Annotated in this window: 14 protein-coding genes; 3 read left to right on the top strand and 11 right to left on the bottom strand. The window is 50.7% G+C overall.

The window, feature by feature from the left end:
- Window positions 1–520: helix-turn-helix transcriptional regulator (locus tag H6A12_RS04810; protein WP_204445380.1), on the top strand; the 520-nt coding region annotated here is incomplete at its 5' end.
- 46 nt (window positions 521–566) lie between these two features.
- Here the strand turns inward: H6A12_RS04810 and H6A12_RS04805 are convergent.
- From H6A12_RS04805 to murC, 7 genes are all read right to left on the bottom strand, one after another.
- Window positions 567–1,232, bottom strand: a complete 666-nt coding sequence (locus tag H6A12_RS04805) for an SGNH/GDSL hydrolase family protein (RefSeq protein ID WP_204445379.1) — start codon at window positions 1,230–1,232, stop codon at window positions 567–569.
- Window positions 1,233–1,274: 42 nt separating this feature from the next.
- Window positions 1,275–3,398 carry a hypothetical protein gene (locus H6A12_RS04800; protein ID WP_204445376.1) on the bottom strand — a complete coding sequence of 708 codons (2,124 nt, stop codon included), beginning with the start codon at window positions 3,396–3,398 and terminating at the stop codon, window positions 1,275–1,277.
- Window positions 3,399–3,410: 12 nt separating this feature from the next.
- Window positions 3,411–4,061 (bottom strand): YczE/YyaS/YitT family protein, encoded by a 651-nt coding sequence (locus H6A12_RS04795; protein ID WP_204445373.1) that lies wholly within the window; start codon window positions 4,059–4,061, stop codon window positions 3,411–3,413.
- A 189-nt stretch (window positions 4,062–4,250) separates the two neighbouring features.
- Window positions 4,251–5,162, bottom strand: a complete 912-nt coding sequence (locus H6A12_RS04790; protein WP_204445370.1) for a DUF4097 family beta strand repeat-containing protein — start codon at window positions 5,160–5,162, stop codon at window positions 4,251–4,253.
- Window positions 5,159–5,761 (bottom strand): DUF1700 domain-containing protein, encoded by a 603-nt coding sequence (locus H6A12_RS04785; protein ID WP_204445367.1) that lies wholly within the window; start codon window positions 5,759–5,761, stop codon window positions 5,159–5,161. Before H6A12_RS04785 ends, H6A12_RS04790 begins: the two co-directional genes overlap by 4 nt.
- Window positions 5,748–6,074 carry a PadR family transcriptional regulator gene (locus tag H6A12_RS04780; protein WP_204445362.1) on the bottom strand — a complete coding sequence of 109 codons (327 nt, stop codon included), beginning with the start codon at window positions 6,072–6,074 and terminating at the stop codon, window positions 5,748–5,750. Before H6A12_RS04780 ends, H6A12_RS04785 begins: the two co-directional genes overlap by 14 nt.
- Before the next feature lie 117 nt (window positions 6,075–6,191).
- Window positions 6,192–7,586: a UDP-N-acetylmuramate--L-alanine ligase gene (murC, locus tag H6A12_RS04775; RefSeq protein WP_243415294.1), complete on the bottom strand. Its 1,395-nt coding sequence runs from the start codon at window positions 7,584–7,586 to the stop codon at window positions 6,192–6,194.
- 190 nt (window positions 7,587–7,776) lie between these two features.
- Between murC and spoVG the strand changes: the two genes are divergently transcribed.
- Window positions 7,777–8,040 carry a septation regulator SpoVG gene (gene spoVG / locus H6A12_RS04770; RefSeq protein ID WP_204445359.1) on the top strand — a complete coding sequence of 88 codons (264 nt, stop codon included), beginning with the start codon at window positions 7,777–7,779 and terminating at the stop codon, window positions 8,038–8,040.
- A gap of 22 nt (window positions 8,041–8,062) precedes the next feature.
- On the opposite strand, the gene hemW is transcribed toward spoVG, so the two are convergent.
- Together hemW and rsmA are read right to left on the bottom strand one after the other, a co-directional pair.
- Window positions 8,063–9,187, bottom strand: coding sequence for a radical SAM family heme chaperone HemW (gene hemW / locus H6A12_RS04765; protein ID WP_204445349.1), 1,125 nt, complete (start codon window positions 9,185–9,187; stop codon window positions 8,063–8,065).
- The gene (gene rsmA / locus H6A12_RS04760) at window positions 9,184–10,047 is read right to left on the bottom strand and encodes a 16S rRNA (adenine(1518)-N(6)/adenine(1519)-N(6))-dimethyltransferase RsmA (RefSeq protein ID WP_204445344.1); all 864 of its coding nucleotides are present in this window, start codon (window positions 10,045–10,047) and stop codon (window positions 9,184–9,186) included. Before rsmA ends, hemW begins: the two co-directional genes overlap by 4 nt.
- 175 nt (window positions 10,048–10,222) lie before the next feature.
- On the opposite strand from rsmA, the gene pflB reads away from it, so the two are divergent.
- Window positions 10,223–12,439: a formate C-acetyltransferase gene (gene pflB / locus H6A12_RS04755; protein ID WP_204445341.1), complete on the top strand. Its 2,217-nt coding sequence runs from the start codon at window positions 10,223–10,225 to the stop codon at window positions 12,437–12,439.
- 89 nt (window positions 12,440–12,528) lie between these two features.
- Here pflB and H6A12_RS04750 read toward each other — a convergent pair whose 3' ends face one another.
- Window positions 12,529–12,978: a hypothetical protein gene (locus H6A12_RS04750; RefSeq protein WP_204445339.1), complete on the bottom strand. Its 450-nt coding sequence runs from the start codon at window positions 12,976–12,978 to the stop codon at window positions 12,529–12,531.
- A gap of 229 nt (window positions 12,979–13,207) precedes the next feature.
- Window positions 13,208–14,440: an MFS transporter gene (locus tag H6A12_RS04745; protein ID WP_204445337.1), complete on the bottom strand. Its 1,233-nt coding sequence runs from the start codon at window positions 14,438–14,440 to the stop codon at window positions 13,208–13,210.
- Window positions 14,441–14,576: the final 136 nt, after the last annotated feature.

Below are 14,576 nucleotides of genomic sequence, written 5' to 3'. Positions count from 1 at the left end.
GATCTACACACTGCCCACCTGCACGCTGTTTTACCCGTCCGACCCGCAGCACATTGATCATGTGCTCGCTCAGATTCAGGCGGAATGTTTGACGAAAGACATGTGGTTTGACGAAATGTCCGACACACTGCTGCGCGGCCTATTCCTCTCGCTCTCTCGCGAGCAAACAACCGCCAAAGCGCCTGTCCCCCCGCTGTTTGAGCCGTTTCGGCAGGTGCGTCTTTCCATTCTCTCCCGCTGCGAGGAACCGTGGGACGCAGAGCAGATGTGCGCGCTTGTCAATCTTTCAAAAAGCCAGTTTTACGCGTACTACCGTGCCTTCTTCGGCGTATCGCCCAAGGAGGATTTGATTTCGGCACGCTTAAACCGTGCGTGCAACCTGCTCACTAACCAGCTTTTATCCGTGAGCGAAGCTGCCGCGCAGTGCGGTTTTATGAATCTCTGTCACTTCACCCGTCTGTTCAAGCGCCGTTTCGGCTGTTCGCCCGGTGCTTATCAAAAAATGCACCACCATCCATAAAAATACCCGTCTGCTCAAACGAACAGACGGGTGTTTTTATTTTTTCTTATTTCTGTACTTCGTGTGCGTAGTCAAAGTCGCACTGCGCCAAAAAGGCACGCGCCATCAAGGTTGCACCCACCTGATTCGGGTGAACGCGGTCCCACGCAATATACGAGGAATGACGGATTTTGCAGTAATCCTCATAGAGTGCCTGGAAATCGACAAACCGGAAGCCGTATTTGTCGGCGAGCTTTTTGCAGATTGCCACATACTCGTCCATCCGTGCACGCATGACATCCTCGCGGTTCGGCTCCATATAATACGGTGACAGGATAAACACACCTTTCACCGACTGAGGAATCATCGCGATCATCTTTTCAAGATTCTGCTCGTATTCCTCGGGAAATACGGCATAATCCGGCATCGCAGGTGTGTCGAACTGGCGCCATACATCGTTGATGCCGATGCAGATCGACACCCAATCAGGATTTAATTGCACGACGTCACGGTCAAAACGTGCCAGCAAATCACGGCTTGTATTGCCGCCGATGCCTGCGTTTGTCACACGGACGTGCACCTCCGGATAGACCGCCGACAGCATGTTCTCGATGATACGGACATAGCTTCTGCCGACATTGTCAAAGAGTCCTTCACCGACCGGCTGTGCGCTTTCCATATCGGTTACAGAATCTCCCGCAAATACGATCCGGTCATAATCATTAAAAATCATTGTGCTTCCTCCTTTATTGTAAAACGGCATTCCCGCCGATTTTCAACATTCTTCTTCGAACAAAACGCTCATTCCCTCAGGTACAGAAAGCTTTGCGGGTTCACCCTGTTTTAATGTACAGGTAATCATTCCATACGGCGTCGGCATTAAAACATGCGCCCATTCAAGGCCAAACAGCTGCGGATGCAGGCGGATTGTTTTAAATCCCGGCTCGACCATCTCAAACCCTAAGATCATCGAAGGAATCTGATACGCCGGTGTGCCGCCCCACGCATGGCTGTAGTCAAACGCATATCCCTCTTCCGAACGATACCACCCCTCCTGAAGTCCTTTATCACAGGTGCGCACCACGTCTTTCCACTTATCAAGCAGAGAAAAACCGTATTTCTCAAAGAGTCCGACTGTTTTGAGCGCTTCCAATACAAAATGCATGAAATACGGCTGCACGCCGGTCAGGCTGTCGTCGTTTATCACCTGCTCCATAATCGAAACGCCCGTTTCGCGGTCGCACAATCCATACAGCACCGACAGCGTATTGCTGTGCTTGGAATAATACCGCTTATCCGGGTTTTCGGGCAGCCACTCACTCGTATGCGTCGGTGTATTGAGCCCATCAAAATACAGCTGCCGCTGTGTATCATAAAAGCAGCGGTTGTGCGCCTGCTTTAACTGCTGTGCCCGCGAAATACAGGTATTCGCCCATTCTGTGTCGTCAATCACCGCAAACAGCTCGGCAGCCGTTTGCAGCGCGCCATAATAAAACGCATTCAAGCACGTCTGTCCCAGCGCTTTCGGCGGATGATGCAAGGAAAATCCGTCCACCACCATCCAGTCAACGAACATATAATCGGACGCATGTTCCAGCACACCGGTGTCGCCAAGATACCCGTCAAACCGTGCAAGCAAACGGCACAAGGCGTCTTTGCAATAAAAAACGAGCCCAGCATCACCGGTAAACTGATAGACCTCTTTGAGCATCTGCACCCACAGCAAGCTGTATGTCGTGTGGAACATGCGTCCCTTCTGCTGAACGAGCAGATCGGCTGTACGCATCACATCAAACGCAGACAGCCGCAGATCTCCAAAGCAAAACGCCGTCATCAGCGTTTCAATATAATAATCTCCCGTACATGCGAGCGGTTCCTGATGCCGCGGGCTGTCCAAGTGAATCGTCTGACGGCAGTTTTTAAGCGTCCACTTGCATACGTCGTACACTTTTTTAAGTTCTGCATCATTGCAGTCAAACGCACCTTCCATCGTCACCGGATAGTGCGTAAAAATCAGCGACGGCTCTATGATGCACACATCGTCACTCTCATTTGTGACTTCAATCGTATACTGCCCGATGCTGTGGAACTGAAAACTCCGATAAGAAAGATCACTTGCCGTCGTAATCGTTTCTGTCGTATAAGCGCCGTCTTTGATCTCGCGGCACTTCACGATAATCTTACAGGTTCCCTGACAGGTGACAGTGAAACTTACATAGCCTGCATAGATCTTGTCAAACAGCACCTCTGCCGCACACGTTTCATGCGCGGGCACACGGATTGCTCCATGATTCTGCGGCAAAATCTTCTCCTCACACATCATTGGAATCGGCGGTTTGACTGCATGCCAAATATCATCCACCCGCTTTGCCGGCGTCCAGTCTGTTTCGCTGATCGTATTGTCAAACGTGTACGGCTGTTTATACTTTCTGTTGATTCTGCTGCTCCAATTATTATCTGTACAAATTCTTTCTGTACTTCCGTCCGCAAAACAGACCACACCCGCAAGGCAAAATCCGCCGTGTCCGCGCGAATAATCAGAAAGCACGACCGGCGAAAGCTGTACTTGCGCAAAAAAGCGAAGTGCGTTCCCGCAAACCGAAACGTCATAGGTGTTATGATACACCTTCGGCAGCGGACGGTCCTCCAAAAAATCACCGCCGCCGCAGACAGGACCCGCTCCGACAAACTGCTCATTGAGCCACAGCCGGAATGACGTATCGCCACACACGGTAAGCCGCACCGAGTCGACCGGTTTGTCGTACGCAAATGTGTGCGTAAATTCGGCGACCGCATAGTTGTGGTTCGTCCGGTCAGACGCATGACAAAGAAACGTTGTCTGTTCGTTCGGATAGACTGCATCATCCACCCAGATCCACGATTGCAGCTGTTCGTTCATGACACTCTCCTCCTAAGCCGGCTCTTTTTCTTTAAAAAACACGGAGAGTTTCTTTTGGAACCACGCGATTGCCGGCCCTAAGAAAAATGCAATCAGGATCGTAATGACACCGATCGGACCGCCGAGTAAAAAGCCGAGTACCAAAAAGCTTACGTCCCATCCCATGCGCACAAATTTAAACGGGATGCGCTTTAGATGTGCAGACAGAATAAACGGTACCGCGTCATAGGGAGAGCCGCCCAAATCCGCACTCAGATACGCCGATGCACCTGCCAAAAAGACAGCGAGTGCCGGAAGGAGCAAAAGCCCGCTCCAAAGAATCTGGTCAAAAAACGCTTCACCGATTACACGCGTCCAAAGTCCGCTGAAAAAGTCCGCCACATAACCGACGATCACCATGTTGCCGATTGTACCGAATCCGATTTTGCTCATATCAAACGCGATAATCACCAAAAACAACACCGCCGCACAAATAAGCTGGCAGTTTCCGTAGGAAATCGGAAAATGCTTTGTCAGTCCGATGACAAATCCTGTCCACGGGTCGGTGCCCCAGTCGATCATAATCAAAAACGAAAGTCCGAACCCCTGCACAAAGACACCCAAAAGCATCATGACAAGCCGTCTTAAAAAGAATGGCGGACGTGCAAAACAAGTTAATTTCATCTCTTTTCCCCTCTGATATTGAAAAAGCTTTGTTATTCGCCGTTTATTATACGAGTCAAAAGATAAAAACGCAAGGGGAAAAACAAAAATGGATACAAAACGCAGAAAACAGTCTTGGCATAATCCAAGGCTGTTTTCATGATGCAACATATGGGAAGGAAAAACTGCTTACTTTTCGTCCGGTACCATTTATTCCGGCATCACGGAAAGATGCACATTACCGCTCATTGTCGTCACTGTACAAATACCGCCCGATTGCGACAGCGGCACATTCGTATCTCCGCTGGTAGTCTGCACCTGAAACATCTTTTGCGAAAGGAGTGTACCGGATACATCACCGCTCACGGTTTCCACACGCAAAGAACCGGCATCGCTCTGTTCAAACGTCACATTGCCGCTCGTAGACGAACAGGACAGCTCGTTTTCCACACGGGTCTGCTTGAGATTTACATCACCGCTTACAGTTTTCATTGTCGCCTCGCCACGAACTGTCATTGACGAAAGGGACAGATTGCCGCTGGTCGTGATCGCTGTAAGTGTCTGCGGTGATGCCTGCTCAATCGAGATATTGCCGCTCACTGTACGCGCAAACAGCTCTGTTTCCATCGACGCCGCTGACTGAATGTTTCCGCTTGTATTTTCGATCGTTGCCAGTGTAAATGAAAACGATGAGGGAATGAAAATATTACCGCTTACCGAGCGTACATAAAGCGATTCATACGCGTTTTTCGGAAGATAAACGGTCGTTTTCATCTTCTGTGTATAGATCCCAATGCGCATAAACCACTTTTGATCGTCTTCGCGTCTGACAATCAGGGTGCCGTCCTGCACATAAACCGTACGAGAAACGCCTTCACCTTCCATATAAGAAACCTTGCAGGTATTGTCGTTCGATAATACAAATTCTACATCGCTTTCCGTTTCTTCAATGCGGATATTCTGAAACGGTTCATCGATCACGGTGATCTTCTCCTGAAGCAAAACGGTCGAAAGATTTTGTACATCAAAGCCCGTATACGCAAGTGCACAAACAAAAAGGATGAGCCCAAGGAGCACCAGACCGCCTGCCACAATCAACCATACTTTTTTTGCTGTTTTCATTCTGCATCTCCCCTCCGCCAAAAACAACGTCCAAGCCACAGCCACATGGTTCTGCTCAGCCAAACAACACCTTTTGCAACCTGGTTACAGCCAAAAAACGAGAAAATTGCAAGTCCGGCGCACACAAGTCCGCCGCCCAGAAAGAGCACCGCCTGAATGGCATCCGCACGAAAACCAAATGCAACACATCCGAGAATTCCGCCCAATGCACCGGCTGCAAATGAAGCAACCACAGTATAAAGCGATATCACCACTGCCCAAATTGTAACATAAACAGACACCAAAACAGATGCCGCAGTGATCAGCAGCGGAAACCAAAGCGGCGAACCCAAAATCAGCAGGACAATTTTCCATACTTCCATCGATTTTCTCGGCGCAGGTTCGTCTTCGGTCCGGTCTTGTACCGGCACATCCGCAAGAATCTGTGCACTCACCTCTTCCACCGAGCCAAGTGTTTCCACCGCTTCCTCTTCCGTCATGCCGTTTTCCATATAATCGTCGATCATCTCACTGTAATATGCAAGCGACTGCGCAACATCCTGCTCCGGCAGTTCGGCAAGCGTTTGAGAAAGTGATGACAGAAATTCATTCTTCGTCATTTCTCTGTTCCTCCCTGACAACAAATTGATAGATGGAAACAATCTCTTTCCATTCCTGTTTAAAATCATCGATGCGTTTTAACCCAAGCGGTGTAATATGATAGTATTTCCGAAGCCGTCCGCCGTGTTCTGCCGTCCAAACTGTCAAATAAGATGCCGCTTCGAGCCGGCGCAGAATCGGATAGAGTGTTGATTCCGAAATCTGCACATACGGCTTCATATCCTTGATGATCTGATATCCGTAGGAATCCTCATTTTTGATTGCGGCAAGGACGCAAACATCCAACAGACCGCGTTTTAATTGAATATCCATCCTATACCTCCCTTTGCGTTATACTATATACCGCATAGTATTGTTTGTCAAGCATTTTATTAAAAAAACGCATAAAAAAACAGCAGGGAACTTCCCTGCTGTTTTCACTCGATTTATTTATTCGCCGAACTTTTCGTGCAGTCCTTTGACGATCTTTTTCGCGGCTTTATAGATATCGCCGCAGCCGAGTGTAATGATTAAATCTCCTGGCTTTGCTTCTTTTACGACGTAATCGGCAATTTCATCGAATGTGTCAAACCAGACGCATCCCGGGATTTTCTCGCCGAGATCGCGGCTGTAGATACCGATCGTATTTTTCTCGCGGCTGCCCATGATCTCCGACAGCACGACATGATCGGCAATCGACAGCACTTCTGCAAACTCATTGAGAAGCGCTTTGGTACGCGAATACGTAAACGGCTGATGCACGGCAATTACACGCGAAAAATGCATCGATTTTGCCGCTTCGAGCGTTGCACGCACCTCGGTCGGATGATGGGCATAGTCGTCTGCCACCGTCACGCCGCCAACATGACCGAGCACCTCAAACCGGCGGCCTGCACCGCGGAACACAGCGAGTCCCTGTTTTGCCTGTTCAAAGGTTGCACCGGCTTTCATTGCCGCAATGACTGCCGCGGTTGCATTCAGCACGTTATGCTTGCCCGGTACATGCAAGTCAAGCACGCCGAGTGCTTCGCCTTTGTGCATGAGCGTAAAGGTCGTATGAATGCCCTCATGCAGTTCGATATTTTGCGGGTAATACTCGTTTTCTTCCGAATAACCGTAGAACGTAATCGGCTTTTCGATCCCTTCTAACGCACGGCGGACTTTTTCGTCGTCGCCGAACGCGATGATCTCTTTGCTCGTCATGGCACAGAACGTGTGGAACGAGTGAATCAGATTGTCGATCGTTTTAAAATAGTCCAAGTGGTCGTTGTCGATGTTCAAAAGGATCGTCGTATCCGGCGAAAGCTTTAAAAACGTATCGACAAATTCGCACGACTCGCACACCATGCGCTCGCTTTTTCCCACACGGCCGTTGCCGCCGATGCTCGGGAGCTTTCCGCCGATGACTGCCGTCGGGTCAAGTCCCGCGTCAATGAGAATTTCGGTGAGCATTGCGGATGTCGTCGTTTTGCCGTGCGTACCGCAGACGCACAGTGCGTTGTCATAGCACTGGGTGAGAATGCCGAGCATGACGCTTCGTTCAATGCACGGCACACCGCTTGCCTTTGCGGCAATCAGCTCTTCGTTGTCGCTCATGATTGCTGCGGTGTATACGATCAGATCCGCGCCCTCGATATTTTCGGCGCGCTGTCCCATCATCACCGGAATGCCAAGCGCACGCACAAGCGCCAGCGTATCGGTTTCGTTGTTGTCCGATCCGGTCAGGTAATAGCCTTTGTCGTGCAGAATCTGCGCAATCGGGAACATCCCCGATCCGCCGATACCGATAAAGTGGATGTGTTTTTTATCGTTTAAGAGCGCTGGGCTCATGACAGGCTCATTCATGATTTCATTCTTCTTTCTGCCGTTTTTCTTTTATTATAGTGCATCTTTTGAAAAAAAGAAACCGTTTTTTGTCATTCGAATGGATGCTCGTATAAAAGTTTTCAAATTGTCCAACACTGTGGTTATCACCGGGCGGCTGCCGACATCCATCCGGAACAACATCTTTTGTCGGAGAAACGGAGCAACAACCATGTTAAACATCACAGACGTGAGAATCCGCAAGTTACTGCACGACGGACGGCTGCGCGCCATCGTTTCCGTCACATTTGACAACGCGATCGCACTCCATGATTTGAAAGTCATCGAAGGGCCGAACCGGCTGTTTGTCGCCATGCCGAGCCGAAAGGACGAATCCGGCACCTACCGCGATATCGTGCACCCGATTTCCAAGGAAAACCGTGCCCAGATCGAGCACGCCGTTTTAGCGCAGTACGAAACCGCCGTTTCGTGCTGAACAACTGCCGGAGCTTCCGGCATTACATCGAAAGCTTTGCAAACACCGACGAAAGAATCGCATTCGACACAAGAAAACCTTCCGGTGTAAAGCGAAGCCTGCTTCCGTTTCGCACCACATAACCCGCCTGCTCATACGGACTAAACGCGCGCAGAAACGATGTTTCCGGCATCGAAAAGCGTTTGCAATAATCAGAAACATCGACGCCTTCTGTCAAACGCATGGCAAGCATCAGCACTTCCTCGGCGTCGCAGGCGGTTCCTTCTTCCATGACGACGTCGCCGTTTGTTCCGGCAAGTGCGTGCGCACAAAACAGCGCGCGATCGGGCTTTGACGCAAACCGCCGCCCGTTTACGCACGAATGCGCCGCCGGTCCGATGCCGATATACGGCTCACACCGCCAGTATTTTAAATTGTGCACGCTTAAAAATCCCGGACGTGCAAAATTCGAGATTTCATACTGAGAAAAGCCGTGTGATTCGAGCGTTTCGACCGTTTTTAAGTACATCTGCGCCGCCGTATCCTCATCGGGACAGCGCGCGCAAAGCGTTTCATCTGCCGCATATGGCGTACCCGGTTCGATTTTTAACAGATACGATGACAAATGCGAAATCGGAAGCGACACGGCCGTTTGCAGTGACGCAGAAAGTGAATCGATCGTCTGCCCGGGTGTGCCGAGCATCAGATCAATCGAGAGATTCGCGATTCCCGCGTCATACGCATCGTTCACTGCCCGGACTGCGCGCGCGGATGTATGCGCCCGCCCGAGTGACAAAAGCTCCCCATCGTCAAACGACTGCACGCCGATCGACAAGCGGTTTATCCCTGCCGCACGGTATTCCTGCACCCGCTCTTTTCGCACGACATTCGGGTTTGTTTCCATCGTAATTTCACCGCGCACCTCTGCCCGGGAGGAAAGCGCGTCGAGCATTCTTCTGATCTGTGCGGGCGAGAGCAGTCCCGGCGTGCCGCCGCCGAAATAGACGCTGTCCACCTGCTCGCCCGGAACCATCCAGTCCCGAATCCGTGCGCAAACCGCTTCGATATATTCCTCTGCCGTCTGCGACGAATACGCGCCCGAATAAAAATCGCAGTACGGACACTTTTTCGCACAAAACGGCACATGGATATAGACCCCGAGGCTCATCCCCTTGCCTCCAGCAGTTTGTCCGCAAGAGATGCAAACTCATGAAGACTTAACTCCTCCGCGCGGGCGGTTGCGGTTAAGCCGCAGGATAAAAGCGCGTCAATCACCAACTGTTTTTTGATACCGAGCGACGCGGACAGCGGATTCGGCAGTGTTTTCCGCCGCTGAGAAAACGCCGCGTGCACCACTTTGAAAAACCATGCTTCGTCCGCTGTTTCGACCGGCGGTGTTTTCCGGATGGAGAGCCGGATGACCGCCGAATCGACGTTCGGTGCCGGGAAAAAGCTCCCGCGGGACACCTGAAACAGCACTTCCGGTTCGCTATAGTACTGCACCGCCGCCGTGACCGCGCCGCACTGTCTTGATCCCATCGGCGCACACAGGCGCTGTGCCGCTTCCTTCTGTACCATGACAGTCACCGATTCCACCGGCAGACGCTCCTCGAGCAGGCGCATCACAATCGGCGAAGTGACATAATAAGGCAGGTTTGCGCAGACGCACACCTCCATGCCTGCAAACTCCTCGCGGATGAGCGCGTGCAGGTCGACGTCCATGACATCGGAATGCACAAGCTTGATATTGTCATAGCCCGCAAGTGTTTCATTCAAAACAGGAAACAGGCTGTCGTCGATTTCGATCACAACGACCTTGTCTGCCCGTTTGGCAAGCTCGACGGTGAGCACGCCGAAGCCTGCGCCGATTTCAATGACGCCGACACCCGGTTTTGCACCGCCCAGTTCTGCCATACGCGGACACACGCTCGGGTTAATGAGAAAATTCTGCCCGAGCGATTTTGAAAATGAAAAGCCGTGCCGTTCGCAGAGCGATTTAATGACACCGATATTTGAAAGGTTTTCCATAGCAATGATCCTCATTCCGTTTGATTCTCTATTTATTGTACCACACGCACAGAAAAGAAGCAAAGAACCGCTTTTATTTTGGGGTCTTAAAATTTGACTTTTTTCGCCGGGCATTGTATGATAAAAATATCACAACTATACCAAAGCAATATACTTGAATCACAGGAGGATTTTCATGGTTTTTGTTGCTTCCAAATGGTGCGATGACATCAATGTCCGCGATTTTATTATGAAAAACTATTCGCCGTACACCGGTGACGGTTCGTTCCTGGCACCGCCGACCGAGCGCACGCTTGCGCTTTGGAACAAGGTGAGCGAACTGATGGCAGAGGAGCGCCGCCGCGGCGGTGTCTATGACATCGACGAGAAAACAATCTCGACCGTTTCGTCCCATGCACCGGGCTATATCGACAAAGAGCTCGAAACAATCGTCGGTTTGCAGACAGATGCACCGCTCAAACGCGCTGTCATGCCGTTCGGCGGATACCGCATGGTGAAAAACTCGCTCAAAGCATACGGCCGTCAGACCACACCGGAGATGGACCGTGTATTCAAACACCGCAAAACACACAACGACGGTGTGTTCGACGCATACACCGACGAGATGAAAAAAGCACGCCACGCCGGCATCATCACCGGTCTGCCGGATGCATACGGCCGCGGCCGCATCATCGGCGACTACCGCCGCGTTCCGCTGTACGGTGTTGACCGCCTGATCGAAGCAAAGAAAAAAGCGCTTCAGGCAGAGCTCGTGTTCGACATCATGGACTCCCCGACCATTCGTCTGCGCGAAGAAGTGTCCGAGCAGATCCGTGCACTCGAAGCACTCAAAACAATGGCGGCAAGCTATGGCTTTGACATCTCCCGCCCGGCTACCAACACAAAAGAGGCAATCCAGTGGCTCTATTTTGCATATTTAGGCGCTGTCAAAGAGCAAAACGGCGCGGCAATGTCGCTTGGCCGTGTGTCCACCTTCCTTGATTGCTACGCACAGCGCGACTTGATGGACGGCGTGTTCACAGAGTCCGAAATTCAGGAATTTGTCGATCACTTTGTCATGAAACTGCGTATGGTTCGCTTCCTGCGCACACCGTCGTATGACGAGCTGTTCTCCGGCGACCCGACCTGGATCACCGAATCACTCGGCGGCATGGCAGGCGACGGCCGCACTTTGGTCACCAAGATGACATTCCGCTTCCTGCACACGCTCACAAACTTAGGCCCTGCACCGGAGCCGAACATGACCGTTCTGTGGAGCGACCGCCTGCCGGAAAACTTCAAAAAATTCGTCGCAAAACTGTCAATCGAAACCTCCTCGATTCAGTATGAAAACGACGAATTGATGCGCGCAAAATTCGGCGATGACTATGGCATTGCATGCTGTGTTTCGGCAATGCGCATCGGCAAACAGATGCAGTTCTTCGGCGCACGTGCAAACCTTGCAAAAGCACTGCTCTATTCGTTAAACGGCGGCAAGGACGAAGTCCACGGCGATCAGGTCGGTCCGCTCGTTGCACCGATCGGCGACGGTCCGCTCGATTTTGACGAGGTCATGAAACGGTTCGACTTTGTGTGCGACTGGCTCTCGAGACTTTATATCAACACACTCAACATCATCCACTACATGCACGACAAATACTGCTACGAAAAACTGCAGATGGCACTCCATGACGAGGACATCATCCGCACCTCTGCATGCGGCCTTGCAGGTCTTTCCGTTGTGGCGGACAGCCTTTCCGCAATCAAATATGCGCGTGTCACGCCGATCCGCAACGAAGAGGGACTGATCACCGACTTCTCCATCGAAGGCGATTTCCCGAAATTCGGCAACAACGATCCGCGTGTTGACGACCTGGCAACCTTTGTGGTCGAGATGTTCATGAAAAAACTGCGCAAAAACCGCACCTATCGTGAGAGCATTCCGACCATGTCGATTCTCACAATCACTTCAAACGTCGTATACGGCAAAAAGACCGGTTCGACACCGGACGGCCGCAAAGCCGGCGAACCGTTCGCACCGGGTGCAAACCCGATGCACGGCCGCGATGCAAACGGCTGTGTCGCTTCGATGAAATCGGTGGCAAAACTGCCGTATGAGCTCTCCGAGGACGGCATTTCCTACACCTTCTCGATCGTGCCGGGCGCTTTGGGCAAAGAAACAGACGAGCAGGTACAAAACCTTGTGACCCTGATGGACGGCTACTTCTTGGAGGAAGGCCACCACATCAACGTCAACGTCTTAAACCGTGAGGTCCTGCTTGATGCAATGGATCATCCGGAGCTTTACCCGCAGCTGACAATCCGTGTTTCGGGCTATGCAGTAAACTTCATCAAGCTGACCCGCGAACAGCAGCTCGATGTCATTCACCGCACCTTCCACACAAGATTCTAATCATTCAAAAAGAGCTGATCTGCGTTTGCAGATCAGCTCTTTTTTTGCCGGAACAGATACGCTTTGCCGCACAAAACCGGAGAGAACATTTACTCCGTAACGCTTATGAGAATATCGTCGCATTCGTAACGATATTGTTTGCCGTTTGTTTCAAAAGCGCAAAACGCCACCAGTACATAATTTCCCGCTTCTGACGCATCAATTTGAAATTCTTCTTCCGCATACTGATGTGCTTTTAGTGTTGTTTGCATCAAACTTGCACCCACGATTCCTGTCTGAGCCGCCTCGCCCTCCGGAACAAGAAACAGCGAAATCAGCGGCGCGCCATGCTCAAGCACAAGATCCCAATTTGTCAAATTATTCAGCCGCACGGTAAACAAAGCGGGTTCTCCTGCTTTCATCGTGGTTTCCGGATCGACGACCTCAAATGTGAAGCTTTCCTCCGTGACATTCGCTGCCGTATAATACCAAGCAACGCCAAAAACAACCAACAGGCATGCAAGCACTGATGCCAATATCATCCGCTTTCTGGTATGCATCCTCTCATCTCCTTTCGAACAGTTTGTGTGTAAAAGCCGTTTTTACAGGTAAGCAGAAGCGCATGAAATTCTATAATTACATCATAACACAGCCAAACAAAATCGTCTACAGAATAAAAGTATTTCCCATCATTCATAGATGGTGGAAGCCAAAAACGCAGATACTCTTTTAATACATTCCGTATAAACAAAAAGAAGGATTCCAAATCGGAATCCTTCTTTTTTATCCTCATTCCTCGGCCGGCAGAACATTCTCGCCCATTGCCGCTTTGAGCATTGCTTCTTTTTTCTGCTGGTGCGTAACTGCAACCGGGAAAATCGCCGAGAACAAAATCACCGCGCCGATCGAAATCGCCGAGCCGACAATCAGCACTGTCTGTGTGCCGAGCTGTGCATCCAGCACACCGACAAGCGGCGCACATACAACGCTCGAAAAAATCGTAACGACAATCGCATTCACCATCATCGCGGTGGTGCGCATCTGTTTCGGCACAACGTCGTTGATGTATTTTAAAATACTGTATCCATTGCCGACAACCGCCATGCCGCCGAGCACCTGCAAACCGAGTACCACATACGGATTTGTCACAAACGACAGAAGCATCATTTTAAGCACTGTTGCCGAAACGGCGATCGTCATGAAGTTCTGCGTGCCGATGCTGCGTTCAATCCGGTTCGCATACCAGAAAAACGGCAGTTCCGAAAGCGCTGCCACCACCGTCATCCACGATAAAAGCTCACTCGGTGCACCGAGTGTATGGCGGAAATAGATCGAATAATACATACCGAACGACGAACCGAGCGAAGAAAGCAGCTGAAATCCAATCAAGCACATGAGCGGTGCATGATGGAATACAACCGAGTACTTAACCTTTTCTTTCTGCTTGCGCTGACCGGCAATCGGTCTTGCAAACAGCTGGAGCACACCCGATACGCCGTACACAATCGCCATGATCCAGAAGATTCTGCCGTAGTCGTCGCCGATCACAATACCGGCAATGAATGCGCCCGCCACATAGCCGAGCGTGCCGCCTAACCGGATATTGCCGTAATCCCAGCGGCTTTTTTCCATCAGTTCAATCGTGTAGCTCTCCTGCATCGTATAGACCGGCTGGAACACAAGCTGATATAACACGACGCACAGCGCAAGCCACAGCGCCGTTGCCGAAATATAAAACGCCAGACAGACCGCCGCGTTTGCAATCAGCAAAAGACCGATCATCTGCGCCTTGTTTTTCGATTTGTCACTGAGCACGCCAGAAAGCGGTTTTAAAAACACCAAAATGGTCGTAAACACTGCATTGACCATACCAATCTGCGCCTGTGTCAGTCCGTTTTCATACAAAAACAGCGTTGTATATGTATTGTAAAACGCATGACCGGAATAAAAGATCACATAAATTAAAAACATATAAAACGGAAATTGTCCCGTATCCGCTGCGGCAGCACGCCGAAGATTCATGATTTCGTTCTCCCCTTCTCTTTTCTTCAATGAATAGATACCACACAAAATACGGTTTGTCAATCGAATTTTCTCATTTTCAAAGAATACGGGCGGCTTTTCAAAAAAGCCGCCCGTATCCCCTCTTCTTCTCTTT

This window comes from Merdimmobilis hominis (genome assembly GCF_016901855.1).
Classification (GTDB): Bacteria; Bacillota; Clostridia; order Oscillospirales; family Ruminococcaceae; genus Paludihabitans.
The sequence above is the reverse complement of the archived record's forward strand: the minus strand, read 5'-3'. Positions and strand labels throughout refer to the sequence as shown.